Source organism: Vibrio vulnificus NBRC 15645 = ATCC 27562, from assembly GCF_002224265.1.
Classification (GTDB): Bacteria; Pseudomonadota; Gammaproteobacteria; order Enterobacterales; family Vibrionaceae; genus Vibrio; species Vibrio vulnificus.
Window position 1 is genome coordinate 302,609 of the sequence record NZ_CP012882.1, and the last position, 25,831, is coordinate 328,439.

The window sequence follows — 25,831 nt, forward strand, 5'->3', positions numbered from 1 at the left end:
CTGGCGGCGCTTATTGCTCTTGTCGCTCAAAGCGTAAGGTTTGCAACACTGCGCCTTTTTTCACAAATTGGCTTTCTAGCCAGTACACACCCGATGACAGAGAGATCGCTCGACCTTCCACTTTGACACTCTGCCCGTTGGTACCATTGGTCGACAGTGACATAGCAATCTCACCATTGATACTCAAACTGCAAGACGATTGCGCCAACGCTTCTCGATCGTAGGCCATCTGAGCAAAACAAAGGTAGGTGCCGCTGTGTTCTACCTGCAACAAACACTGGCTGGCGCTTTGGCTGTTGAGTTCGATGGTTTGATCCGCAAAACAGATGGGGGCCGATTCAGGCACGGCGTGACGTGCCTGTGCCGAAAGTGGCGCAAAAGGTTTCACCGCTTGATACGCCTGCAGCGGTCTTTGCATCACAGGCGCTTGCAAAATAAAGCGGCAGATGTTCATCGCGCTGCGTTGCAACTCGCCTAACGTCAACTCACCTTGCGCTAACGCCTGCAATGTGTCGTCGTCCATCGGGTTGCGCTCGGCGGCGTCGTTTTCCACCACCATGTAGAGATCATTTTGCGCTCGTAGCATGTAGCCAGTGAAGCGCTTACTCTCTTCGCCCCCGTCAACGGGGTGATTCATTTTTGCCCACCAGTCGGTCATCACAATGCCGGTGTAGCCCCATTCACCACGCAAAATGGTGGTGTTGAGATCATAATTGGACGCCGCCCAATGGCCGTTGACCGGATTGTAGGAAGTCATGATGGTGGACGCCTGACCATACTTCACCGCCATTTCAAACGGCTTGATGTGAATTTCACGCAGCGCGCGCTGCGACATCACGCTGTCCACATCCACGCGTGCGGTCTCTTGATCGTTGGCCGCAAAGTGTTTGATGGTGCCAGAAACGCCCGCTTGTTTTAAACCTGTGGTTTGCGCCGCCGCGATCCAACCCGTTAATAACGGGTCTTCGGAGAAATATTCGAAATTACGGCCATTGAGTGGGTGGCGATGAATATTGATGCCTGGGCCAAGTAACGTATCGATTTGGTACGCTTGCAATTCTTGGCCAACCAGATAATACAACTGCTGATTGAGCGCCGAGTTCCACGTGCAGGCAAGCAGCGTTCCAATCGGCACTTGCGTCGCTTGATGGCCACTGTCCATACGAATCCCAGACGGACCATCGGCCGCCGCGGCCACCGGAATGCCCAGCTCAAACAGCGAATCACACACCCCGCCAAACGCCGCCGCCGTACCCGGTGTCACTTTCGGGCTGCACATGCCTTCTCCACGGACTAGAGTCGCCAATTGCGCTGGCGTCAGTTGGGCAATGAAGGCTTCTAAATCGGCTTGGTCTTGGGCAACATCGGCCAACTTAATCCCTTGATCGCCCGTAAAAGCATAGGTTGGCGGCAAGTTGGCTTCAATTCGCTGCGCCAAATCCACTGTACGCAATGGCACAGGCTGATAGCCAGTTTGATAGACGCCATTGGCTTGGCGCTCGGCGGGCACTAGGCGTTCAAACTCACGTGTTGGGGCACAGGCTTCTGCAAGGGTTTCTAGCACCCGCAGTTGGTCGAGTTGCCAAACGGCATCAAGCAGCTCCGCTTGGCGTACGCTCCCCCCAAGGTAGAAACGGTATTCACCCGCTTCCAACACATAACTGTTTTTGTGCCCTGTCACGCCGCTGTCGTCATAGGAAGCCAAAGCCCATACCGGCACGGTAATTTGCACTCTTTCACGGCCATTCGGTGCAATTTCACCGCTTTTATCAAAACCACACAGCACACGTGCGGGTTTGCCGAGTTTTCCTTGCGGCGCTTCCACATAGAGTTGCACCACTTCTTTGCTGCTAAATTGTTGGCCGACATTACGAACCTCAATATCAAACGTCAGCGCGTTGGCATTGGTGAGATCGCCGCCAGCATCGGCCACGTCACTAGAGCACTGCACCAAACGGCGTTCAAATTGGGTATAAGATAAGCCCGCACCAAACTCAAACTGCACCGCCTCTGGGGCAAAGGTTTCAAAGTAGCGATAGCCGACGTAAATATCTTCAACATAGAGATTGAAGTCTTTGCGGCCAAAATGGGCAGATGAAGGGTAATCTTGCAAACGATAGGCGATGGTGTCGGTCAAACGACCACTGGGTGAGACAGTGCCAGAGAGCACATCGGCCAGCGCGTGGCCCCCTTCCATCCCCGCCGCCCAGCTGTAGAGCACCGCTTTGATCGCTTGATGGTTTTCAAGGTCAGTTAACCACGACATATCGATAATGTTGGTCACATTCATCACCACGATCACCGACGTAAAGTGACGGCACACTTTGGTTAGCATGTCCGTTTCCAGCTCGGTTAAGCGGTAACTGCCGGCTTCATCGGCGTAATCTTTATCTTCACCGGCAGTGCGACCAATAAACACGATCGCTTTGTCAGACTGCAACGCCGCCTGTGCCACCAGCTCATCGGTCAATGGCATTTCATGTTGAAACCACGGCTCAGCCGCCCAACCACCGCCGCCATCATCAAATGGATGATGCGCCAGCCAAGCTTGATAGGTCGCGATCAGCGCCTGATTCAGCGTAAACGATGCATTAGATTGCAGCCCTTGCAGTGCATTAACGGCATACGGCACATTGACCGCCCCGCCAGACCCTGTGCCACTGCGATAGGTATCCACTTGACAGCGGCCAAACAGAGAAACCACCTCTGATGGCTGAATAGGAAGGGCTTGGTCGTCATTTTTCAGCAAGACGATGCCTTCTGCCGCCGCTTGACGGCTCACCGACACCAGTGCTTGCTGCGCTTTGTCTATCGCTGGGTTTCTCATCGCTCTATCGCCTTATTTTTGCCTTTGGCATTCTCATTGATTGAGCTTCAGTGTAAGCTTGCCAAGTGCGCATTTCTACCAATATACCGACCAATAAAAGGAAAATAGCGACATGAGCATCACTTATCAACTGCAGGAGCATCTGCGATATCCGCATGTAAAATTTGCTTATGTTGATGGCCACCATCACAGTGATTTTGGCCTGCACAAACACGACTTTTCTGAGCTATTTTTGGTCGTCAGTGGCAAAGGCAACCATGTCGTGGCATCGCACGTTTATCCCCTCAGCGCGGGGGATGTGTTTGTGATTAACGGTGACATTGAGCACGCCTTTCAAGATGTTGAGCAGTTGGAAATCATTAACTTGATGTTTGAAGCTGGCACGCCCTTTTTCGAAACGCCCTCATTGAGGATGTTGTCGGGTTATCAGGCGATGTTTAAGGTCGAGCCGATTGCCCGTCAAACCGGTGAATATCGGGCTAAGCTCACGCTTGATAGCGGGCAACTGCCGCAAATAGCGCGGTTGATTGACGCGATTCGGATTGAATACCAGCAAGGGGAAAACGGCTTTGAAACCATGCTCACCAGTTTGATGCAGCAATTGGTCATCACCCTGGCACGCATGTACCAGCAACAAACGCACGATCTGCCGAAAACCACACTGGCACTGAGCCGAGCGTTAATTTTTATTGAGCAGCACTTTACCGATGCTGGCCTTCACAGCGGAGAAATTGCCCAAGCGGCGTTTGTCAGCCAGCGACAACTCGAGCGGCTGTTTAAGCAGTTTCTCAACACCTCACCCAATCTTTACTTGCGTGAAATGCAGCTCAACTATGGGCGTGATCTCTTAAGTAATGACCGTGGCGTTTCGATTCAGCACATCGCGGAACGGTGCGGATTCAATGACAGCAACTATTTTTCAAAGTGCTTTAAGCAGAAATTTGGCCAAAGCCCACGCCAATACATGACACAACAAAAATAAAAAAAGCCGCTGCTGTCAGCGGCATAATGAATGGCAGTGGTATGCATTCATGCAACAAAAACAAGTTCCCCCGTGTAGCCTGACTTGCCAGTTGCAAAATCAGGAGTGGCGGTCCCCTAAAGTGCCACTCCCTACTGGGTAATCTCTCCCATTACCCTACAGGTGGCTTACCACCACATGTCTGCTTGGATACCCACAAGGACGTCTGCTTTGTCACGCATTGATCCGTCTAGGTAAGTCGCTAGGAAACGAATTTCAGGTGCTGGACCAAAACCCGTTGGAACGATAATGGTTGGTGCAACCGTCAGTTTGTAGTTAGTGGCATCGTCACCCACACCGTTTGAATCTTCCCATTTGTTGTATTGGAAGCCCGCTTCTGTTGCGATGAAGAAGTTCTTTGACACAGGGAAAGAAGGACGAATCATCGCCGATGCCCAGCTGTCTTTACCGCCGTTGTCGAGATCGTTGTATTGACCTTGGATAGAGTGGAAGATGCTCACGCCATTTTCAAAGAAGTAGCCACCCCATACCAATGCACGCGCAGAGACATCACCGCTTTCCACTTTCTTCATTTTGGAAGGGCCTTCCAACGCGCCATTGCCTGGTTTCCATGCGTTGTAAGTGGTGAGCGTGCCGCCAAGTAGCTGACCAGAGCCAAGGCCTTTACCTGCCTGAGCGATGTACTTGGTAAAGCCTTTGTCAGATAGACCAAACACTTTGTCTGAATGAACAATCGCGGTCATCTCAACACCGTTGCTGGCGTATTCTGTACCATCGACGAAGTTGTCTGGCAGGTATTTACCCATGGCGTGCAGTTCAACACCATCAAAATCAACACCTACGTGCACCGCGTGCATTGGGTTGTTCGAGTTGGTTGCCCAGAATGAATCTTCTGCGTTATCACTGGCGATATACGCGAAGTCCCACTTGTAATCACCCAGTTGAACGCCTTCGATACCCACACCGGTACCCGACATATCAGTGTAGAAAAAGTCGGTCATGAAGATGTAGTTGTCTTTGCCGTAGAAGCGCGTACCGCCCCAAACGGTGCCCGTTTCGGTGACGCCATCAAACTCAACGAAAGTTTCCACCATACCGATGCTGCTGTTCGCCGCATCTGCGTTGGTACCTAGCTGGTTGTTACCACCAGATTGTGCGTTGTCCGCGCCTACACGTGTTTTGATACGAATTTTTTGGCCGTCATCGTTTTCAAAGTTTTTCTGTAGCGCAAGCTCAAAGTGGTTGTCCGATTCGATACCCAAACGGCCTAGACGTTCTTTAGATGCTGGGAATTTTGAACGCTTGAAATCGTCGTTTTTGCTGTAGAGAGCCCCCGCACGGAAGTAACCGTGGAACTCAAAACCATCAGATTTTTCAGCGTGAACAACTGGCGCTGCGGATAAACCCGCAGTCGCAACTAGACAAGCGAGGGTAAGCTTAGAAAGTTTCATATTAACTCCATGTTCCATCATTAGCCCTTAAAAGAAAGCGCTTTCTTTATTCTTTATAAAAAAACTGAACATCGATGACGAACGCAAACCAAAAACTTACGTTCAACTATGCAATGAAGCTAATAAAATAAAAGCCTCAACCGCCTTGTTCAGTGCAAGAGAAGTATAAAAGGATCTTCTAAGATAAAACCGTGATCACCCTCATTAAAGAAAGCGCTTTCTCGGATATTCATCACAATTTGATATTTCACTGATCAATGAATGGAAGAAACGCTTTCAAGCCGTTTTGTCCCTTAAAAACAAAAAATGCTTAAAAACGAAAAGTGCCTAAAAACGAAAAAGCCCGTGATGTTCACCACGAGCTTGATCGAGTGCGTATTGATCAGCGTTTTTCGAAACGAATGTTATCCAAACTGAATGTCATCGCAGCCGTCGGTTCAAACACCAATAAATTGTTGATCATGGTGGGATCCGCTTGATTGCCAGCAACAAAGCGGTTTGACTGAGCGAGTAAATCCGCCAGCTTGATGCGCACTTCACCCCATTGCCCCATCGCTGGCAACGCCACCGTCATATCACTGGTTTTTGGCCAACCACTGTCGATTTTCACCATCAATTCACTGCCGTCGGTCATCGACTCCACTTTGATATCAAAGATCAACTCGCCACTCTCTAACCAATGGCTCACGTCAGTCGTGGGTGAGCGGAAATAAAGGTTACCCGCGCCGTTTTTCTTGGTGATTTTCAGCACTTGGCCGTGATCACCATCGGCCACTTCTTGGTGCGAAACAATGTCCATGGGATCGTAACTGCCGTACGCCAAGTTACTGTTGAGGCTTTCAGAGAAAATATCTAAGTTTGGCCCATCGGCGTAGCGGTCATCTTGCGCCAAAATCGCAGGCGCTTGATGCCCTTTGACCTTCACCGCTTGCTCGCCGATCGTCGCACAACCTTTGCCTTTCCAGCGATCCGCCGAGCAGCGATAGACTTTCACGTAATCCACCAGCATGGTTTTTGGAAAGTCCGACTTATCGATTCCTTTTTGGTTGGCATTGGCCGACCAAGAGCCGCCCACGGCAAGGTTGAGCAGCAGATGGAAACGTTCATCAAACGGTGCTGCGCCTTTGGCGTTGACCAAAGCACCATCGACTTTGTATTGGCTGTACCACTCATCTTGCGTTTGTGTCGCGTAGTGAATGTTGTCGACATACCAACGAATTTCCCCTTCTTCCCACTCAATCGCATAGGTGTGGAAATCATCCGCTGGGTTGATGTTGTTGGGCAGCGAAGCACCTTGACCACTGTAGACGTTATCTGGCCATGCTTTACCATAGTGCAGGCTGCCGTAAATGCGGTTTTCACCATCACCTGCTTGTGCTCCTGGCGCATCGGATTGCGCTTTCAGGTTGACCGCTTCCATGATGTCGATTTCACCAGAGGCCGCCCAAGTGCCATATTTGTTATCGGTCGGCAGCATCCAAATTGCTGGCCACGTTCCTTGCCCAGATGGCAATTTGGCGCGGATTTCAAAGCGGCCATATTTGTGGTCACGCTTGTCTTTAGAGCGCAGACGTGCCGAAGTAAATGGCAAGGTTTTGTTGGCACCAGCGCCGACTTTACCCTCTGGATTATCTGGCCCACTGTAGCTCTCTTTGTGCGCCACAATGTGCAAATAGCCATCTTGTACATAGGCATTACGCGCACGTTTGGTGTAGCACTGCTGCTCGTTGTTGCCACCGCCCCAACAGTTTTCTTCTAGGCTCCAGTTGCGTTTGTTGATTTTGTCGCCATCAAACTCATCGGCCCACACCAATTGCCACTGTGCGCTCGGTGGCGTGGGTTGATCCAGCAGCATCACTGGCTTTTTGGTTTGAACGAAGTCGGTTCCGGATGCACTGTCACCCGTTTGGCTGCAACCCGCTAACAAGCCAAGAGAGACAGCCAAAGCAAGCTGGTTAATACGATTACGGTTGTTCGATGTCATGATTCCTCCGCACGGGATACCCCGTGACTGCGTTGTCAGTGTGAAACCCGCTGAACGGCAAACAGGCTATGCCACTGGCATAGCCCTTCGTCGCGGATTAACGATTATTTGTTGAAGACCACATTGCGCACTTCCACAACACCGCCATCAATGTCAGCAGTGCCACTGAAGTAGATCAGTGAGGTAACATCGCTAAAATCGGGGTTACCTTTGATCAGCTCACTCATTGGGATGGTGTACGCCGTCCATTCGGTGCTAATCGCGCGGCCTGTTGGACCAAACAGCACAAAGTTATTGGTTTGCGGGCGATCGTTGTTACCCCATAAACCCGTTTGAAAACCGATGTTGAGTACCGAACCTGTGGTGCCTTTGAGCTCAAACGATAGGCTGCCATTTTCAAAACCCGTCAGGTTTGCACCGGCTTGACCTGCCAGCACAACGCCTGCGCCCCAGCCCCAATCTTTCGCGGTACCCGCCGTTGGTGGCGTAGTAAGCGTCAGCACACCCGACTCTTCAGCAAGGTAGGCTGTGCCTTCCCATGCAATCGCTTCGCCGCCATTCAGCAAGGTGCTGTCGAGCACAATGAACTGATCGGCGTCAGACGGTTGATCAACCACGGGTTTGGCATTGGGTGCGAGCACGCTGTCCAATACGTTTTGTTCCACACCACCTTGGCTTTTCACAATGTTCAAGCCCGCACGAGTGATGCCGTTGAACGCGCCTGCGTCAACCAGATCCCAAATCACGTATTTGGCATTGCCGTTGATGTCGATAAGGCCAAAGTGTTTCTCAGAATCCCCCGGATTATCCGCAGCCCCTTTCCATGGCTCATCAAACGCTTGGAAGAAGAACAGTGACGCACCAAACTCTTGCGACCAAGCACGCATCAAATCAAAAAATGCTTTTTGCTTGTACTCGTCTGCCGCTTTCGAGCCTTCATCGCCATACATAACGTTGGTCTCTGACGCCCAGCCGGTTTCACCAATGTGGATCTGCTTATTCACGCCAAGGCCGGCAAGGTAGTCTTGCACCAGTTTCACCTGAGAAAGCAGATGTTGCTTGGCACGCAGCATCGCCGCATCGACTTTTTCAATCGTGGTCAGGCTTTGCTCTTCTTCTGGCACCAACCAAAATGCGTTCGCATAGTGGGTGTCGTGGAACGGGTAAGAGTGGAGTGAAATGTAATCAACCGCTTCCACCAACTTAGCGAGATCGGGATGGTTGTAGTCACCTTGGCCAGCCCAAGAGGCGAAGTTGTCAGAACTGGTGATCCAAACGTTCGCTGGGATCTCGCCGTTATCGCGTTTCTCACGCAACGTGTTGACATGCTCAAGAATGATGGTTGGTGTCACGTGGTAAGGTGCCCAATGCACCATCGCCTCATTCCCCACCGCCAGCACTTTGATGATCTCAGGATAGGCATTGACCATCTCAATCGCTTTCGCCACTTCGGCGTAGTTAGCTGGGTTGTTTTGCGTTGGGTCGATAGGGTTGCTTGTCCATGAGTTCAGCGCATCAATCCAAATGCCCAGCATCACGTACATTTCAAAGTTTTCATCTTCCGCCATCAGTTCATCAATGGCGATCAACAAGTTCGCCGTATCGCTAAACCCTTGGGTGTTGTAGGTGCGCAGCACTTTGATGCCCATCGCTTCCATTAAGCGAAGATCTTCTTTCAGTTCAGCGACCGAAGGCACATTGGCCTCGGTACGCTCAGTGGTACGAAATGCGCCATAAGAAATGGCTGGATAATTGGCGTTACCCAATAACGGCTCACCATTGCGCGCGGTTGGGTAGTTGCCCTCTGGCGCAGGCTGAGGCGCAAGCACCACTTCATTTGGCGTTCCGGTATTACTGTCTGCTTCTGTTTTGCTGTCACTTCCGCACGCGACCAACAAGCCAGAGAAACCGAGCAGTAACGCGGACTTGATGATGTTTTTCATCAGATTCATTCTTAGTGTCCTTACGTTATGGATTGGAACAAAAACAAAAAGAAAGCGCTTTCTTTTTGTTTTAAAAAAAGAGCGAGAAAACGGTTCAAGAAGACAGAACGCTCTCGCTAAACGACGGCAAGAAAGTTGACAAACCCATAGTTTGCAATGTTCTCAGTCGATAAAACCATTCTAGAAACAAATAAGGATGAAAAACGTGAGCACCACCAATAAGCAAGCGCTTTCTTTGTGCATGGATCACATTATAATCCCCTCCAACACGGTTAAATTGCTCAAAGCGTGAACATTCGTTCTTGCAGGGCGTTATGCAGTTCAGAGTTTTGCTATCTTCGCCACCAGAGTTCTAGGCGAGAGAACATCACACAGGTACACTGTCCGCTTGAACTCAAAAGGCAATATAAGGGGAGTTCCATTGATCACCATTAAAGAAGTATCCGAGCTGGCGAATGTCTCTCAATCCACCGTATCACGTGCCCTGAACGGACACCCAACGGTGAAAGAAGCCAATCGAAAAAAAGTCTTCGAAGCGATTGAAAAGCTAGGCTACAAACCGAACGCCTTTGCACAAGCACTGGCATCCAGCCGTTCTAACAGCATTGGTATGTTGGTCGGCTCGTTAGACGGCCCGTTTTATGGCCCACTGATGCACCATGCCGAAGACACGGTAAGACAAAACAACATTCACTTGATCGTCACCAGTGGACAGGAATCTCACACCAAAGAGCAAGATTCGATCAACTTCCTGCGCTCAAAACAGGTGGACGGATTGATCGTCCATTCCGATACCCTTTCTGACGATGAACTGATTGACGTGGTTGAGCGTCAAAATGCCACGATTGTGTTGAACCGCTACATTCCAGAAATTGCCGATCACTGCATTTTTATCGATAACGAACTTGGTGGGTATCTAGCCACCAAGCATCTGTTGGAACATGGCCACAAGAAAGTGGCGTGCATCACCGGTCAACTGAGCAAGGTCGATAGCCGCGATCGCTTACAAGGTTATCGCAACGCTTTGGCTGAATTTGGTATTGCGTATGACGCGAGTTTGATCGTCGAAGGACGTTTTGACCATCAAGGTAACCACGAGGCGGCGCGTCGTCTGCTTGACCGCGATCCACAAATCAGCGCTATTTTCTGCCAAAACGACAACATTGCTCTGGCGGTTTACGATGTGGCCGCAGAACGCGGATTGGCGATTGGCGAGGATCTTTCTGTGGTCGGTTTTGATAACGATACCCACAGCCAGCACATTCGCCCACGCTTAACCACGGTGAACTTCCCAGTGATGGAAATGGGCTGCGAAGCCGCCAAAGGGGTATTGGCCTTGGTCAACAAGCAGAGTTACCCATTAAAGCACAAGCTAACGCCAGAGCTGGTCGTGCGAGATTCGGTGAAACCACACCAATCGAAGGCCAATTAGCGCAAGCTCGCCTCTCGCCTTCCTTTCTGTCAGCGAAGTCCGTAGCGCGCTCCCCATGCCTTGACTCTGCTCGCTGGTTTTGGCGCTGACTTTCATGGCTAACACACGGAAATAAAGAACCCCACCAAAAGGTGGGGTTCTTTTTTCTCTCACGTGGCCTCTACCACGAGGCCATGTTTCTGTTTGAGTGGCCAGTTGGCTAAGCGCTTAAATCTTAAAGCTTAACGATTAGCCATTAGCGCTTAGTGATTAACCGCGATACAGCATCGATTCCGGCAAGCTCACCACCACTTTCTCCACCTCGCCTGTGCGAGCGAAAATCGCTTGGCTGATGCGCTCATCAAGCTCAAGTTGCTCAAACAGCTGCACGCTGTCGTCACGCATCATCACTTCAATGTGGCCTTGTGCTTGCTCACTGAGCTCATAGACAAAAGGAACTTGACAGTAAGTGAACGCTAACTGACCCGCTTCCACCACGTAGCTGCGTTTCTCACCAGACACACCCAGACAACTAAAGGTGGTTGCTTGAGTGAGGAACTCTTGCTTTCTCAATAGCGTTGGCTGAATACCAATACGCTGCGCGTTCACTTCGATACCCAGTTCGGCAAAGCGCGTTAGCACTTCTTCTTTCACTTGGCCGGTCATGCCAGGCTGCTGCGCGCCAGCGTGTTTTGGCGTATGCGAGTACGGGTCGGTTGGGAACGCGCCGTAATTTTGCGGCGTTTTGTTAAAGCCAATGCCCTGACGAACGCGGTAGTAGTAGTGCGCCAACTGCTTGGTTTCTTCGCTGTTTGCATCTTGTTCCAACGCAAACTGGTAGTTTTCTTGCACTGCCAGCAGCAGTTTGGAGACCATGTGCCAGTAGATACAACCCAAACCTTCGTAACCAAACATGGTGCCAGAACGGCCAGTAAACGCACGGTGGTTAAACACCTGCTCATAGAGAGCATCGAGCTCGTCCCATTGTTCTTTGCTGAGCTCTGGGTAGTCCATTTTCACTTGCGCGACCGCTTTGCGCAGTCCATCGACGTTTTCAAACGTCGCGTGGAAATGGCAATCGCCTTGAATGTCGCGTTGCACGATGCGTTGATCGCCCTTGGCCAGCATTTCACTGATCACACGGTTGGTTTCCACTTGTGCAGGCGCAATGCGGTTGCGCTCAACAAACGCTGGCAATTCACGATCTGGGTAGAGCATGAAGCTTTGCTGATCGTCACGGTACATATCGCTGCTAAACAGCTTATCCAACAACTCAACGGCTTGTTTTGGTGTGAGCACACCCGCACTCAATACCGCCACTTGCCCTTCCAGCATTGGGTAGAGATTTTCGATATTTAAGCTTTCACCCGAGTAAGTCAGGATGTTGTAGGCGTTGTACAAACCATCTTCACGCAAGTTGTTTTCGATGCTCGAATCAAGCACCACAAGGCTCGCTTCCAACAGTTTCTCAAGTGCACTTTTCTCCACTTTGGTTTTGCCTGAAAAACCATTCATGCGGTAGACACGTTGTCTGAACTCATCGGCCGATTTTTCGAGCAGCGTCAAAATCGCTTTGCGTGTTTGACGATTCACCGTGCCTTGGCGGATCTCTTTGGTCGCATCTTGCAAAATGCGGGTGATAGAGAGCATCCAATCAAACACTTCTTTCGACATCGAGACCGATGACGGCAGTTCGCTCATCAATCCCTGCAAGAAAGCCACATAACGACGCATGTAGTACAAGGTAACCATAGAGAGACCATTGCCGACAATCGCGTTGTTGGCATCGTTCCATTCCGGACGTTGAGTGTTGAGCCAAATACCGCCATCCAGCACCAAATTGCTCAGTTTCGACAACAAAGGCACCAGCACTTTTTCGCACAAGTTCACCATGTAAACGCGGTCTTCGCCTTCGAGGATCAAACGGCCATCACTGCCCAGCTGTGCCACTCTCTCTTCGATACGCTGTTGCAGTTCGTGGTTGAACGACACCGTGTCTTTTGGATTGGCGAACAACTTGTCCACGCCACACAGCTCGTACGGCACATTGGCGTAGCTAAATAGATCACTGGTGAGCAACTCGCTAAGCTCTTCACGTTGATATTTCTTCGCCAACTCAAGGAACTTCAGCAAGTAGATGATCTGGTGATCGCCCCAGTAACCGATGTTACTCCATGGGTCATCCGCTTCCAGCAGTTCCCAATCGATGCCGTCTTTGGTGATGCGATACGGGTTGTAGCCATCCATGGTCGAGGCGTTAACAAACTTCGCCATGAATGAAGAGATGAAACCCGGATAGCTCAGCGCCAGCGCTTCCCAGTTTTGGAAAATATCGCGCCAGTTGCCTTGGTAAGAGAGTAAACGCTCACCTTTTTCATCTTTCAGTTTGATTTCGTAGTGGTTCCAAGGGCGGCTTGGATCACCATGACGACGACCAAACGTCAGTGGCAAGTACTCATAGCTTAAACGCACCAACTGCGCGTCACCCGTGAGCTTCGCCAGGCGAACCAGTTCAGCATGGGTAAAGCTCGCCGGCAGATCGGCAAAGAAGGTTTGCTGACGCGCCACCACTTGTTGGTTGGTTTTGCGCATGGTTTTCAGCACATCTTGCTTGTCGAGTTGGTAGTTGTTTTCAATCACGCCGCCACGCATGCTGTTGAACAGCACGTTAGCGTAGTGGTGTACAAACGTGGTTTCCTCTGCGGTCACTTGCCAAGCATCCCCGCCCGACATCAGGGCAATCAGCTCTTGCTGATTTTGCGCGATGCTCGCCTCGATCTGCTGTTCCACTTTGACCGGCGTCGCCAGCTGCTGCTCTAAAGCACGCACATCACAATGGTTTTTGTCGATATCGGCAACGATCAACCAGTGCTTACTCTGCCCCGCAGGAAGCTTGATGGTTTTGTTGATCAAGTAGCTGCCGCGCACGCCACGCGTCAGAGGCTCGTTGACAATCGGCTCACCACAGCGGAACGCACCGAGCTGTTCACTGCTGAGAAGAATTTGGCCGTAGTCATTGTCAATGCTAAACACCGTGGTCGCCAACAGTGATTCGGCAGGCTCTGCGCGATCACTCAACTTGGCGTACATGGTGTAGAGCGCCAGTGATGTGCCTTCCACTTGTTCATTCCACTTGTAGGCATCCACCAAGGCACTGCGCGTTTGTAACGCCGCCAATGGCGCGCCCGATGGCAACAGGTTTTGTAAACCGTCGAGAATATCCAGCTCACGCTCTTGGCCAGAAAGATCACTAATTTGCGCGCGGCGAACAAAGCCAAAATCGTCACTGCTGGCCCAAGCGTATTGGAACTTCAGTTTTAACGTGTGGTTAATCTCTTCAAAAACGATTTTGTCACCGATGCTGTTTTTGTAGAGATTGCGCTCTACTTGGTACAAGCCATCGTGGAAGCGGTTGAACGGTTCCCACAGAACCCAGCGGCCATCTTGCTGCACACGAACAATGGTTTTCGAGCCGGTGTTTTCCGCGCTTTCATGAATATGATCCACCGACTTGTACGGGAAAAGAGCATTTTCAGGGCGAATGCGGCCCGCCGATAAACTGCCTGTTGATGAGATAAACAGCCAATGGTCACTGGAGGAGACCACGCTAATGAAAAATGGGGCCATTTTGTCAACATGGGCAATTTTGTAGTAACGCTCACCGAGCAAATCGACAAATGAGCCTTCAACGTTCTGATTTTTTTGATGTTCTAGCTTCATAATTTCATTCCAACAAAAAGAAAGCGCTTTCTTTTTCGCTTTTTTTAAAAAGTTAACTGGCCATCACCCAGCAAGGTGATGGCAGCGCGCAAAGTGGTTTTCCGCAATTTGTGTCGGCTCAGGCAGAGAACGCGTACACAACTCGGTGGCTTTAAGACAACGGGCGGCAAAAGGGCAACCCACACTGCTTGGCTTCCACAGTGGGATTTCACCTTTTTTCGCCTGCAGTTCGCGTTTACCAGAGTTGCCGACTTCTGGCACGGCAGAAAGCAGCAGTTGCGAATACGGGTGCTGCGGGTTTTGCGTCACGCTGTCGCTGTCGCCCCACTCCACCATATGGCCGACATACATCACTGCGGTTTTTTCAGCGAAGTAACGTGCCGTTGCAATGTCGTGAGTGATGTACATAAATGAGATGCCGTGCTTGTCTTTTAGATCCGCCATCAAGTTCAAAATACCTAGGCGTACAGACACATCCAGCATAGAGATAGGCTCATCGGCCAAAATCACTTCAGGGTCAACGGCGATAGCACGGGCAATCGCAACGCGCTGACGCTGGCCACCACTGAGTTCGTGCGGGTATTTTTCCGCCGTCTCTTTCGCTGGCGACAGACCCACCAGTTCCAACAGCTCGTACACCAACTTAGGAATCGCGGCGTTATCGGCACGCTTATGAATCTGCAATGGCCGCGCAATGTGGTGGTAAATGGTGTGAACCGGGTTGAGTGAGCCAAAGGGATCTTGGAAAATCATCTGCACCTGACGCGCGTATTCCAACTCGCCATTTTCTTTAATGTAATCGGCCAGCGGCTGGCCTTTAAAGGTCACTTCCCCAGCAGTTTTATCGTATATGCGGGTTAAAATGCGCGCCCCCGTGCTTTTGCCCGAGCCAGATTCGCCCACAATCGCCAGCGCTTCGCCTTTGCGCAGATCAAACGATACGTCGTTCACCGCGCGCATGAGATTGCTTTTGACCGACTGGCCAAGCGGGAAATCTTTCACCAAATTCTTAATCGAAAGAATCACTTCAGGTGTGTTTACTTGTTGCATGTTTCCACTCCCTACACCAAATGACACGAGACAAGGCTGCCGTTATCGGCACGCATTAAATGAGGGTCTTGCTGCTTACAAACCGATGTGCAAACACCGCAACGCTCTTGGAAATTACACCCTGTTGGGATGTTGAGCAGGTTCACTGGGTTGCCCGGAATACCGTAAAGGCACTCTTTCGGCCCGTGAATGGTCGGGAACGATGAGATAAGCCCTTTGGTATAAGGATGTTGCGGATTGCCAAACACTTGCTTCGCTTCGCCCAACTCAATCAGGTTGCCTGCGTACATCACGCCGATGCGGTCGGCGATTTCACCCATCAAGCTCAAATCGTGGCTGATGAATAAGATTGAAAAACCAAACTTGTTCTTGAGTTCATACAGCTCGTTGAGAATCTCTCGCTCAACCACCACATCGAGCGCCGTGGTTGGTTCGTCCATGATGATCAGTTTTGGCTCAAGCGCCAATGCAACCGCAATCACCACACGCTGCCTCATACCGCCACTGAGTTGATGCGGAAAGCTGCTCATGCGATCGCCATGAATCCCGACGATTTTCAACAACTCAACCGCTCGCTCATGAGCTTGTTTGTACGGCACTTTACGGTGCGCCAAAATCACATCCGTCAGTTGCTCACCAATGGTAATGACTGGGTTGAGTGAGTTCATCGCGCTTTGGAACACCACCGAAACATCGTTCCAGCGGAAATCGCGTAACTGGCGATCGTTCATCTTCAGCACATCTTGCCCTTTGTAGAGGATCTCCCCCTCCGAGATCAGCGCTGGCGCTTTATGCAGGCGCGAAATCGCGAAAGCCAAGGTACTTTTGCCGCAACCCGACTCGCCCGCTAACCCCACGGTTTCACCCGGTGAAATGGTTAGGCTAACGTTGTTCACTGCACGCGCAACGCCGTTTGGTGAGACGTAATCTACGCACAAGTTATTGATTTCAAGTAAATGACTCATAGTAGACCTCGACGTTTATCGGCTTGCTTTTTCAATTGATGCCACAGTTTGATGTGTGGACCGGTGCGCAGTTTCGGGTTACTCACTTGGTCAATCGACATGTTGATCAGCGCCAACGCGCCGCCAGTAATCGCCAGTGCCGACGCCGGAACCAGCATCTCCCACCATGCCCCTGTGTAGAGCGACGAGGAAGTTTGCGCCCAGTAAAGCATGGAACCCCAGCTCACTTCGGTTGCGTCACCTAAGCCAAGAATGCCTAGGCCCGCTTCCGCGCCCATGGCGTAAATCACGGTGCCTAAGAAGCCACCGAATACGATGGAAACGAGGTTTGGCAGAATTTCGACCAAGATGATGCGAATTTTTGACTCACCCATCACTTCTGCCGAGATGATGAATTCTTTGTTTCGAATCGCCATGGTTTGCGAACGTATTAGCCGCGCCCCCCAAGGCCAGGAGGTAATGCCGAGCAGAACCGTAATGACTAAGGAGCCGACCTGGCCGAGAAAAGCCGCGAGCACAATCAGCAAGGGCAGTTGTGGGAAGACCAGAAAAACGTTCGTCAGAAAGTTAAGGCGCTCATCGATTTTGCCGCCAAAGTAGCCGGCTGATACACCGATGATCACGGCAAGGCTCATGGCAATCACACCTGCGGCGATGGCCACTGTCAGTGATTTGCGCGCACCATGCAGCACTTGGCTGTAAACATCACGGCCACTGCGCGTGGTGCCAAGCACGTATTCTGCATTTGGCGCAACGTGCGGTCGAGCAACGCGCTTTTCTGGGTTGTGCGTCGCCAATACTGGTGCAAACAGCGCACCGCAGAGAATGATGGTCAGCAACAAGCCACCGATAATGGCTGGCGGGTTGCCATAGAAAAATGCGTATATTTTACCCAGTGTTTTTTTGGTCTTTTTCCAAGAGAAACGAGGCTCACGAGCGATCATTTCACTGGGTTCGGACGCATTATTAGTATTGATTGTCTTGTCCATGGTACACCTTAGTTTGAAATGCGGGGGTCAAGCCAGACGTAGAGCAGATCGGCAATGAAGTTCGCCGTCAGTACTGCGGTAACGAGAATCAACAAGATGGCTTGGATCAATGGATAGTCACGCGCCACAATGCCTTTAAGCAGGATGTTGCCCAGACCTTGGTAGTTGAACACCACTTCCGTCATGATCGAGCCGGCGAAGGAGAAGCCGATTGCCATAGCAATTGCGGTCGCCACAGGCAAAATTGCGTTGCGGCCTGCATAGCGGTACATCACGCGGAAACTGCTGAGTCCTTTCGCTTCCGCCATGGTGACGTAATCTTCACCCAGTACGTTGATCATCGCGTTGCGCATGTTGAACACCCAAGTCGCGATGCCGACGACCACCATTGAGCCCACTGGCAATATGGCGTGCTTGGCAACACTGGTTATAAACTCTAGGTTGAAACCGGGCTCTAATGAGGGATCGTAGGTGTACGCCAGTGGCAGCAGCTCCAACTTCAAACCAAAGAAGTAGAACAGCAGCAGCGCCGTGACAACATAAGGAAAGTTACTGATGAAGGCCAACACCGGTGGCACCACTTGGCCAAACAGGCCCTGACGATGATACGAGGCGTAAGTCCCGATGCTGACGCCAATGATCAACGCCACAATCAAAGAGCCCAGCGCGAGGAACATGGTCCATGGCAGCGCCATGGCAATCACATCCGATACACTCACTGGAAACATCAGTACCGAGGGGCCTAAATCCAGCGTAAACACGCTTTTCATGTAAGCCAGATACTGCTCAAACAGGTTGCCATCGACAAAACCATACATCTCACGAACTGCGTCCATCTGAGCGGGGTCCATTCGACCTTGTGCTGCGGCAAACAGAGCATCCACCGGATCCCCCGGCATCAAGCGCGGCAACATAAAGTTGAATGAAATCGCAATCAGGAAGGCAGTAAAATAAAAGCCAAAACGGCGAACTAAAAACGACATAACACACCTTTTAACCTAGGAGCCACCACCGTGGCGGTGACTCCTAACAATTGAAAACACAAATCCCTTATTTCAGGTGTAGGTTGTTGAGGATGATCACGCGCTTACCGCCGTCATACCACACTGGCTGTACATATGGGTTTTCTGCATTTGGCCAGCCAACAATCTTCTTGGTGCTGTATTGGAACCAAGTTGGGTTAGAGAACAGAGGAATGAACGGTAGGTTTTCTGCCGTGTATTCCTGCAGTTGCGAAATGATCGCTTCTTGCTTTTTCGCATCGCCGATTTTGCCGAAGCTTTCAATCAACTTGTCGATCTCTGGCGAGTTCACACCGTGGCCCGCGTGCCATGTTTTGCCGATACGCGATGTCGCGAAGTACTCTTGGTAAGCCAAAATAGGGTTGGTGGCGACCATCGACCAGTTGATCGACATGGTGTATTTGCTCTCTTTCAAGTTGGCGTCATACACTGCCCAGTCAACGGTTTTCACGTTCGCTTTGATGCCGACTTCTTCGAAGTATTCCGTCACCATCTGCACCACTTGAATCCAGTCTGTCCAGCCGTTCACCACTTCGATATCAAACTCAACCGTTGAGCCATCTTTGTTATCGCGGAAGCCGTCGCCGTTACGGTCAACAATGCCGGCTTCTTCTAGCAATTGTTTTGCTTTTTCAGCGTCGTATTGCGTGAGATAGCCGTATTTTTTCGAGATTTGTGGATCGATGTGTGTTTTGTACAGCTCGCCGATACCGCCAACGTTGTAGTTTGGCGTTGGGTAGCCATAGGCAGCAATATCAACGATCGCTTCACGGTCAAGCGCGATAGAAAGTGCTTGGCGAACACGCAAATCATCAAATGGGGCTTTCTTGGTGTTCACGTAAAGGTGAATCGCATCGTTGGCTGGATACCAGAAGTGGTTGTTGGCTTTGTCTTGTGCGACAAACGTGGATTCCACATCTGCGATGAAGTTTGAACCCCAGTCGATTTCACCTTTGATCAACGCAGGTTGAATTTGCGAGTTATCGTTGTAAGAACGGAAGTTCACACAATCAAGGTATGGGCGGCCTTCAAGGTAGTAGTTCGGGTTGCGGCACAGTTCCATTTGCTGTGGCTTAACGTATTTCACCACCGTCATCGGGCCGCTGCCCACCGGATTTGGGTTGGTAAAGGTGGTTAAGTCTGCCACTTTTGACCAAATGTGTTTAGGAACAATGTGGTAACGCTCTAGGTTCCAAACAAAAGTCGAATCTGCTTCGTTCAGCGCAAACACAACCGTTGTAGCGTCTTTAGCGGTAATCGTCTGTAAGTTCTTACCTGACCAAATACCTTTTTGGTCAAACGCTGGTGCGTCTTTGGTCAGCATAAAGCTGTAAACCACATCTTCTGCGGTCAATGGCGAACCATCCGACCATTTCAAACCATCACGTAGTTTGAGTGTGATGGTTTTTAGATCGTCCGAGTAAGCGACCGATTTTGCCAAACGGAAATCCGTTTCACCGGTCATGTTGTTGAACACCATCAGAGGTTCAAACATCACACCGTGCAACAGATCTTTGGTGGTATATGGGTTGAAGTTGTCAACGAACCCCGTGTTGATGATTGGCACTGTCAACGTACCGCCCTGTTTAATCTCAGCCGCGGTGGTCGCGGTTGCAGTTAACATAAGACCGGCAGCGAGAGTTGCGAGCAGAGTTTTCTTTTGCATCACATTGTCCTTGTTTTAGTTACACCCCATGAAAGCGCTTTCTTGTTGTTATAAAAAATTTTTCGAAGAGAGATGATTTAACTTGATAGAATCAACCCAAAACGAAAAAGAAAGCGCTTTCTTTGTGAGGATTTTTCCTCTTTCGTCGCTAAGATTCAAATCAATATCGATAAAACTAACCACAGATCACAGATCAACTTAATCCATAATTATCAATAAGATAAATAAATTCAGATTTGCACAAAGTTCAGAAAACACTTATATATCAATAGTTTATGTTTTTGTTCTCTTATTGAATTTTGTGACATAAGAAAGGTTTTATTCGGCTCTTTGTCGCCAGAGCGCCTTGGCATTGAGTTTGTCGCACATCCGTTCACTCTATCCAATAGTAAAGAAACCGCTTTCTTTTTGCTATTTCTCATGGAATGATGACGCCAAATCAACGGTGAACTCACCGATATGCGAAGGATAAATACAGAGAGGCAATCGCATGATTCGATTCTGGAATGGCAACAAATCTCCGACTCGTCAGCAACATGAGTTAGACGTGCTATTGGCGCTGCGTTCTACATTGCAGGCATATTGGCCCATGGTTGAAGACACCACGCCATACCCAAATGCCAAGGATGAGGGAGCCGTGTTCGAAAAGGGGGCGGATTTGCTCACCACCGTAGCGGGCAATCAAAAATTTGCTCCTGGGCAGTTTCTTGAAGTGAGCCACGCGCTGTGTGGCGGTGTTCTTGGTTGCCGAGTTCTGGTGATTCGAGCCGCCGACACAACCCACTTTGCGGATGTAACGGAAACTCAGCTCAAAGCCATGATTGCGGGTATTCCCGCCACTTGGGCCGACGCCGACCTGCTAAGGCACAATGGCTATCGCGTGCTGGAGAAAGGCTCTCTGGATGAGATGTTTCTGCTATTGCAAGAAGGCTTGTGCGACTTTATTCCCCTTGGAATCAACGAAGCAAAAAGCCTACTGGATGCTTCACCCAACGCCAGTGATAAGCTGACGGTCGAGCCTAGCATAATGATCTACTACCCTTTGCCAGTGGTCTTCTACCTTGCCCCCCAGCATTCAGAGTTAAAAGAAATCATCGAAATGTCGCTGAATGAACTTGAACAGCAAGGAAAACTGCAAAGTTTGTACAACAAGCATTACGCGCAGTCGGTACAAAAGATGGATCCTCAAGCGCGCCGCGTCTTTGAGTTATTCAACCCAAATCTTGGGCACGCTTGGCAAGCGTTTCAGCCCCGTTATCTGTGATTTCGCCTTGCTGGCAAAATCATCAGCGAAACTTAGATTGCGTGGACTCACGCACCACCAGCTCAATGGGAGGTAAACGCTGTACTTGGCGATCACCATTGAGCAAATTCAATATGCTGCGCGCACTGATCTCACCAATCTCTTCTATCGGCTGTCTCATGGTGGTGAGTGCTGGAGTGAAATACTGTGAGACGGGCAGATCATCAAAGCCAATCACAGACACATCTTGCGGTACGCGCAAACCATGGTCGTGCAGCGCTTTGATCGCCCCGTAAGCGGTTTGATCATTGGCAGCAAAAATCGCCGAGAAGTAGCTGCGAGACTGAATCAGTTCAACGGTTTTTTCATAGCCCGTTTCACTACTGAAATCCCCTTGTTTGATCAGCGGCGATTGCACTTTAATCCCGGCTTCTTTCAACGCTTTTTTGTAACCGACAAAGCGGGCAACGGCATCAGGCTGGTTGAGTAAGCCTTTAATATGGGCAATGTTAACGTGCCCTTGCTGAAGCAAATGGAGCGTGGCCATATACCCCGCCAGCACATTGTCGACATTCACACTGCGTACATTGGGCCCCGAAACCTGATAGCCCACGGCAATCACCGGAATGCGCTCTGCGTACGCCAAAATCTGCTCTTCACTCAAGCTGCCCGTGACAATGATGACACCATCCACATGGCTTTTGGCCAAATACTCCAAAGCGTGGGTTTCTAAGCTGCGCTGCCAATGCCCAGTCGCAATCACTAACGAGTAACCTTGCTCATTGAGCACTTTTTCCATGTCATTGAGAATACGACTGGTGTATGGGCTTTCTGGATGCTGAACCAACACACCGATGGTCATCGAGCGGGTGTTTTTATCTCGATTCATCAGATAGTTGGGTTTGTAATTGAGGGATTTGATCGCTTTTTCTATCCGGTCACTTTTGTCATCGGCAACATAAGTAGTGCGATTAAGAAAACGGGAAACGGTGCTAGGCGACACATCAGCCAGCTTGGCAACGTCGTAGATCGAAGGGGCTCTTTTTTTCTTTTTTTGGGTATTCATTGATTATCCGGCAAGCTCAACTTATCCACTAAATCACTGCAAATAGCAGAACTTAGCGACAATGACTCTACTATAGTTCTCCTATTCCACAAGCTCAATCAAACCGCGTTCCCCCATTGAAAAACGCGGCTTTTCTCGTGTGTCAGCGGACTTTAAGCAAAAGTGGCGAGCGATTTCTCACTCAGCGAATCAAACAGATGAATGGCATCCAAATCGAGGTACAAAGTGATGTGGTTAACATCCACTTCCGCTGCTTGGGTCTCCACCATCAAAGGTTGCCCAGCCACTTCGGTTTTGAGCAAGATGCTCGCGCCGAGCAGCTCTTTGTCTTTGATCGCTACGTCAATTGGCAACACGCGCTCGTGCGCCACTTGCTCGGCTCGCAAATGAATGTCCGTTGGGCGAATGCCAAAATGCAGCGCCAAGTTTTTCGAGGCATGCACATGAAAACGCTCTGGCAGCGGAATGGAGATCTCACCCAATTGGATGTTCCAGTCGCCTTCTTCACCAATGAGCTTGGCATCAAGCATATTCATCGATGGATTGCCGATAAACTGCGCCACGAATTTGTTGGCTGGGCGTTTAAACACCTCCGTTGGCGTGCCCACTTGCGCCACATAGCCATCTTTGAGGATCACAATACGATCAGCCAGCGTCATCGCTTCGATTTGGTCGTGAGTAACATAAATGGTGGTGGTTTTCAGTTCTCGATGCAGTTGTTTGATCTCTTCTCGCATGGTGCCACGCAGTTTGGCATCCAAGTTCGATAACGGCTCATCGAAGAGGAAAACTTTAGGGGTGCGCACCATGGCGCGACCCATCGCCACACGCTGACGCTGACCACCGGAAAGCTCTTTGGGTTTACGTTCTAACAGCGCTTCCAGTTCCAACATTTTGGCCGCTTTGCGTACTTCAACGTCGATTTGTGCTTTTGCCATGCCTTTCAGTTTGAGGGCAAAGGCGATGTTTTCATACACCGTCATGTGTGGGTAGAGCGCGTAACTCTGGAATACCATCGCCAAATCGCGATCTTTGGCGTCGATCTTGTTCATCAGTTTGTCGCCAACGTAAATCTCTCCCGAGGTGATGCTTTCTAAGCCCGCGAGCATGCGCAATGTGGTGGATTTTCCACAGCCCGAGGGGCCTAAAAACACCACAAACTCACCATCTTCCACAGTGAAATCAAAGTGTTTGACCACTTCCACATCGTCGTACGATTTTTTGATATCGCGAAATTCAACTCGTGCCATTATTGCTTCTCCTCTGCACGCGCCAGCAGCGTATTGCGATACGCGATCGCGCTCTGTTTTAAGGTCCGTTTTTGCGTGGCGTAATCCACATGCACAATGCCAAAGCGCTGTTTATAACCGTAGGCCCACTCGAAGTTGTCCATCAAGCTCCAAGCAAAATACCCTTGCACATTAACCCCGGCGCGAATGGCTTCATCCAAGGCCAATAAGTGGCTTTGGAAATAGCGCACGCGCTGTTCATCATTCACTTCACCGTTGATACACGTATCCTCGCCGGCTGCACCATTCTCGGTAATGTAAACCGGCGGTAAGTTCGGATAGCGCTGTTTTAAGCGCAGCAATAAATCGGTCAGCGCTTGTGGGTAAATTTCCCAGCCAATGTACGTGTGCTCTGCATCTGGCTGAGGAATGCTTTCTAGCGCGCCATTGGCATCAAAACGTACCACGCAGCGGGTGTAGAAGTTGATGCCGATAAAATCGAGATCGCCACGGATGATGTCGAGGTCACCGTCTAAAATCATCGGCATGTTGTGCGCTTGGCGCTCTAACACGCTTTGCGGGTATTCCCCTTTCAGCACTGGGTCAATAAACCAGTGGAAACCCTCGGCATCACTGTATTGGGCCGCGGCGACATCCTGCTCGCTATACGGGTAGGCCGGTGTGGCATTGAACACGCAACCATGCATCGATTGTGGGGCGTTCTTACGCATGATTGGCATCGCCAAACCGTGCGCCAACATCAAATGGTGCGCCGACAAAAAGCCTTCACGCTCGCCCTTCTTGCCCGGAGCATGCATACCCCAACGGTAGCCCAAATAGGCCGAACAAAACGGTTCGTTTAAAGTCGCGTACGAGTCGATTTTGTTGCCGAAGTAACCACTCACTACCTCTGCGTATTCGGCAAATTTGTAGGCGGTTTCACGATTGAGCCAACCACCTTTGTCTTCAAGATATTGCGGTAAATCCCAGTGATAGAGCGTGACAAACACTTTTAAGCCGCGCGCGTGGCATTCATCAATAATGCGCTCGTAAAATTTGAGCCCGTCTTGGTTAATTTGGCCATCGTGCGGCAAGATGCGTGGCCACGCCATGGAAAGGCGATACGCATCCACGCCTAAACCTTGGATCAGTTCGATATCTTGTTGCCACAAATGGAAGTGGTCACACGCCACATCGCCATTGTCCATGTTGTCCACCGCGCCGGGTTGGTTGCAGAAGGTATCCCAAATCGATGGGGTGCGCCCACCCAGTTGTGCGCCGCCCTCGATTTGATACGACGATGTGGCGACACCAAACAGAAAATCCGCCTGACGTAATTGAGAATCTTGGGGTAATTGGTATTTATTCATGGTTCTAAACCTATATTATTTTTGATTCACTTAGCCTTTGACTGCGCCGGAGGTAAGGCCGCTGATCATCTGTTTCGAGGCAAATAAGTAAGTAATCACTAACGGTAGAATGGAGATGGTAGTGCCCAGCATCACCGCGCCCCAAGGCGTATTGGGAATGCCTTGCACACTTCGCAGCGCTTGAGTAATGACGTAATTCTCTGGCGTGGTCAGCACCACCAGCGGGTTCATGAAGCTGTTCCAGAAAAAGACAAACTGAACAATCGCCAAGGTCGCCAGTGCTGGTTTCATCAGCGGCAGTACCACGCTCCAATAGGTGCGAAATTCTCCAGCACCATCGAGTTTCGCCGCTTCGAGTAGCTCTTTGGGAATCGATGCCACCACGTGCTGACGCATCAAGAAAATCCCGAATGGCGTGGTGGTAAAGGGCAGCCAAACTGCCATGTGGTTATCGAGCAAACCGAGGAATTTGACGATCATAAAGTAGGGAATGAGGCTCAATACGGGGGGGATCATCATTGAGCCCACCAGCATGCCAAAAAGAAAATTCTTACCCTTGAACTGGTAAACGGCAAAAGCGTAGCCACCCATGCTGCAAAACAGCAGTGAGATGGTGGTGCCAAGGAAGGCAATGTAAATGGAGTTAAACATCGCCTGCCAAAACGGCATGATTTCCAACAGTTTGGCGTAGTTCACTGCCAAGCTATCGCCAATGGCAAAGCTGATCCCCGTACCAAAAATTTCTGTACGATCTCGTGTGGACAGCAGCGCCGACCACAAGAATGGAAACACCGTCATGATGGCAGAGACAATCAGCACCACCGCCAGCAAGACCATCAGGCTTTTTGTCAGCAGTGCCAAGGCTTGCTCACTTGGTTTCCACGGCAATAACGCGTTGTGTTTGGTCGACATC

17 protein-coding genes are annotated in these 25,831 nt (G+C 50.4%); 3 read left to right on the top strand and 14 right to left on the bottom strand.

Translation table 11 applies throughout. The features are described from left to right. Window positions 1–10 precede the first annotated feature (10 nt). Window positions 11–2,827, bottom strand: coding sequence for a glycoside hydrolase family 3 protein (locus tag AOT11_RS17085; RefSeq protein ID WP_017421780.1), 2,817 nt, complete (start codon window positions 2,825–2,827; stop codon window positions 11–13). Between the two features lie 112 nt (window positions 2,828–2,939). Here AOT11_RS17085 and AOT11_RS17095 point away from each other — a divergent pair, with 112 nt between their 5' ends. Then, window positions 2,940–3,809 carry a helix-turn-helix domain-containing protein gene (locus tag AOT11_RS17095; RefSeq protein WP_017421779.1) on the top strand — a complete coding sequence of 290 codons (870 nt, stop codon included), beginning with the start codon at window positions 2,940–2,942 and terminating at the stop codon, window positions 3,807–3,809. Window positions 3,810–3,976: 167 nt separating this feature from the next. On the opposite strand, the gene AOT11_RS17100 is transcribed toward AOT11_RS17095, so the two are convergent. The 3 genes from AOT11_RS17100 to AOT11_RS17110 all read right to left on the bottom strand — a co-directional run bounded on the left by AOT11_RS17100 (window position 3,977) and on the right by AOT11_RS17110 (window position 9,196). Beyond that, window positions 3,977–5,260, bottom strand: coding sequence for a carbohydrate porin (locus tag AOT11_RS17100; protein ID WP_026050587.1), 1,284 nt, complete (start codon window positions 5,258–5,260; stop codon window positions 3,977–3,979). A 382-nt stretch (window positions 5,261–5,642) separates the two neighbouring features. After that, window positions 5,643–7,244 carry a glycoside hydrolase family 16 protein gene (locus AOT11_RS17105; RefSeq protein WP_017421777.1) on the bottom strand — a complete coding sequence of 534 codons (1,602 nt, stop codon included), beginning with the start codon at window positions 7,242–7,244 and terminating at the stop codon, window positions 5,643–5,645. Window positions 7,245–7,348: 104 nt separating this feature from the next. Next, window positions 7,349–9,196: a glycoside hydrolase family 17 protein gene (locus tag AOT11_RS17110; RefSeq protein ID WP_017421776.1), complete on the bottom strand. Its 1,848-nt coding sequence runs from the start codon at window positions 9,194–9,196 to the stop codon at window positions 7,349–7,351. 412 nt (window positions 9,197–9,608) lie between these two features. Between AOT11_RS17110 and AOT11_RS17115 the strand changes: the two genes are divergently transcribed. After that, window positions 9,609–10,619 (top strand): LacI family DNA-binding transcriptional regulator, encoded by a 1,011-nt coding sequence (locus AOT11_RS17115; RefSeq protein ID WP_017421775.1) that lies wholly within the window; start codon window positions 9,609–9,611, stop codon window positions 10,617–10,619. 249 nt (window positions 10,620–10,868) lie between these two features. On the opposite strand, the gene AOT11_RS17120 is transcribed toward AOT11_RS17115, so the two are convergent. The 6 genes from AOT11_RS17120 to AOT11_RS17145 all read right to left on the bottom strand — a co-directional run bounded on the left by AOT11_RS17120 (window position 10,869) and on the right by AOT11_RS17145 (window position 20,010). Then, window positions 10,869–14,318 carry a hypothetical protein gene (locus AOT11_RS17120; protein ID WP_017421774.1) on the bottom strand — a complete coding sequence of 1,150 codons (3,450 nt, stop codon included), beginning with the start codon at window positions 14,316–14,318 and terminating at the stop codon, window positions 10,869–10,871. Between the two features lie 63 nt (window positions 14,319–14,381). Then, window positions 14,382–15,368: an ABC transporter ATP-binding protein gene (locus AOT11_RS17125; RefSeq protein ID WP_020480152.1), complete on the bottom strand. Its 987-nt coding sequence runs from the start codon at window positions 15,366–15,368 to the stop codon at window positions 14,382–14,384. An 11-nt stretch (window positions 15,369–15,379) separates the two neighbouring features. Next, the gene (locus tag AOT11_RS17130; RefSeq protein WP_017421772.1) at window positions 15,380–16,333 is read right to left on the bottom strand and encodes an ABC transporter ATP-binding protein; all 954 of its coding nucleotides are present in this window, start codon (window positions 16,331–16,333) and stop codon (window positions 15,380–15,382) included. Further along, on the bottom strand, window positions 16,330–17,322 hold the full coding sequence (locus AOT11_RS17135) for an ABC transporter permease (protein WP_089529833.1): 993 nt from the start codon (window positions 17,320–17,322) through the stop codon (window positions 16,330–16,332). Before AOT11_RS17135 ends, AOT11_RS17130 begins: the two co-directional genes overlap by 4 nt. 8 nt (window positions 17,323–17,330) lie before the next feature. Next, the gene (locus tag AOT11_RS17140) at window positions 17,331–18,305 is read right to left on the bottom strand and encodes an ABC transporter permease (RefSeq protein ID WP_017421770.1); all 975 of its coding nucleotides are present in this window, start codon (window positions 18,303–18,305) and stop codon (window positions 17,331–17,333) included. A gap of 67 nt (window positions 18,306–18,372) precedes the next feature. Then, window positions 18,373–20,010, bottom strand: coding sequence for an ABC transporter substrate-binding protein (locus AOT11_RS17145; RefSeq protein ID WP_026050588.1), 1,638 nt, complete (start codon window positions 20,008–20,010; stop codon window positions 18,373–18,375). Window positions 20,011–20,500: 490 nt separating this feature from the next. Here AOT11_RS17145 and AOT11_RS17150 point away from each other — a divergent pair, with 490 nt between their 5' ends. After that, complete coding sequence (locus tag AOT11_RS17150) at window positions 20,501–21,274, top strand: type 2 periplasmic-binding domain-containing protein (protein ID WP_017421768.1); 774 nt, start codon at window positions 20,501–20,503, stop codon at window positions 21,272–21,274. A gap of 22 nt (window positions 21,275–21,296) precedes the next feature. On the opposite strand, the gene AOT11_RS17155 is transcribed toward AOT11_RS17150, so the two are convergent. The 4 genes from AOT11_RS17155 to AOT11_RS17170 form a co-directional block, all read right to left on the bottom strand. Then, complete coding sequence (locus tag AOT11_RS17155) at window positions 21,297–22,319, bottom strand: LacI family DNA-binding transcriptional regulator (protein ID WP_017421767.1); 1,023 nt, start codon at window positions 22,317–22,319, stop codon at window positions 21,297–21,299. Between the two features lie 152 nt (window positions 22,320–22,471). Beyond that, the gene (locus tag AOT11_RS17160) at window positions 22,472–23,569 is read right to left on the bottom strand and encodes an ABC transporter ATP-binding protein (protein ID WP_017421766.1); all 1,098 of its coding nucleotides are present in this window, start codon (window positions 23,567–23,569) and stop codon (window positions 22,472–22,474) included. After that, the gene (locus AOT11_RS17165) at window positions 23,569–24,918 is read right to left on the bottom strand and encodes a GH1 family beta-glucosidase (RefSeq protein ID WP_017421765.1); all 1,350 of its coding nucleotides are present in this window, start codon (window positions 24,916–24,918) and stop codon (window positions 23,569–23,571) included. Before AOT11_RS17165 ends, AOT11_RS17160 begins: the two co-directional genes overlap by 1 nt. 30 nt (window positions 24,919–24,948) lie before the next feature. Then, window positions 24,949–25,830 (bottom strand): carbohydrate ABC transporter permease, encoded by an 882-nt coding sequence (locus AOT11_RS17170; protein WP_011082173.1) that lies wholly within the window; start codon window positions 25,828–25,830, stop codon window positions 24,949–24,951. Window position 25,831: the final 1 nt, after the last annotated feature.

What these genes read in the sequence shown, in the direction of transcription:
- AOT11_RS17085 (WP_017421780.1), bottom strand. Translation starts at nt 2,827, where the DNA reads ATGAGAAACCCAGCGATAGACAAAGCGCAGCAAGCACTGGTGTCGGTG.
- AOT11_RS17095 (WP_017421779.1), top strand. Translation starts at nt 2,940, where the DNA reads ATGAGCATCACTTATCAACTGCAGGAGCATCTGCGATATCCGCATGTA.
- AOT11_RS17100 (WP_026050587.1), bottom strand. Translation starts at nt 5,260, where the DNA reads ATGAAACTTTCTAAGCTTACCCTCGCTTGTCTAGTTGCGACTGCGGGT.
- AOT11_RS17105 (WP_017421777.1), bottom strand. Translation starts at nt 7,244, where the DNA reads ATGACATCGAACAACCGTAATCGTATTAACCAGCTTGCTTTGGCTGTC.
- AOT11_RS17110 (WP_017421776.1), bottom strand. Translation starts at nt 9,196, where the DNA reads ATGAATCTGATGAAAAACATCATCAAGTCCGCGTTACTGCTCGGTTTC.
- AOT11_RS17120 (WP_017421774.1), bottom strand. Translation starts at nt 14,318, where the DNA reads ATGAAGCTAGAACATCAAAAAAATCAGAACGTTGAAGGCTCATTTGTC.
- AOT11_RS17125 (WP_020480152.1), bottom strand. Translation starts at nt 15,368, where the DNA reads ATGCAACAAGTAAACACACCTGAAGTGATTCTTTCGATTAAGAATTTG.
- AOT11_RS17130 (WP_017421772.1), bottom strand. Translation starts at nt 16,333, where the DNA reads ATGAGTCATTTACTTGAAATCAATAACTTGTGCGTAGATTACGTCTCA.
- AOT11_RS17135 (WP_089529833.1), bottom strand. Translation starts at nt 17,322, where the DNA reads ATGGACAAGACAATCAATACTAATAATGCGTCCGAACCCAGTGAAATG.
- AOT11_RS17140 (WP_017421770.1), bottom strand. Translation starts at nt 18,305, where the DNA reads ATGTCGTTTTTAGTTCGCCGTTTTGGCTTTTATTTTACTGCCTTCCTG.
- AOT11_RS17145 (WP_026050588.1), bottom strand. Translation starts at nt 20,010, where the DNA reads ATGCAAAAGAAAACTCTGCTCGCAACTCTCGCTGCCGGTCTTATGTTA.
- AOT11_RS17150 (WP_017421768.1), top strand. Translation starts at nt 20,501, where the DNA reads ATGATTCGATTCTGGAATGGCAACAAATCTCCGACTCGTCAGCAACAT.
- AOT11_RS17155 (WP_017421767.1), bottom strand. Translation starts at nt 22,319, where the DNA reads ATGAATACCCAAAAAAAGAAAAAAAGAGCCCCTTCGATCTACGACGTT.
- AOT11_RS17160 (WP_017421766.1), bottom strand. Translation starts at nt 23,569, where the DNA reads ATGGCACGAGTTGAATTTCGCGATATCAAAAAATCGTACGACGATGTG.
- AOT11_RS17165 (WP_017421765.1), bottom strand. Translation starts at nt 24,918, where the DNA reads ATGAATAAATACCAATTACCCCAAGATTCTCAATTACGTCAGGCGGAT.
- AOT11_RS17170 (WP_011082173.1), bottom strand. Translation starts at nt 25,830, where the DNA reads ATGTCGACCAAACACAACGCGTTATTGCCGTGGAAACCAAGTGAGCAA.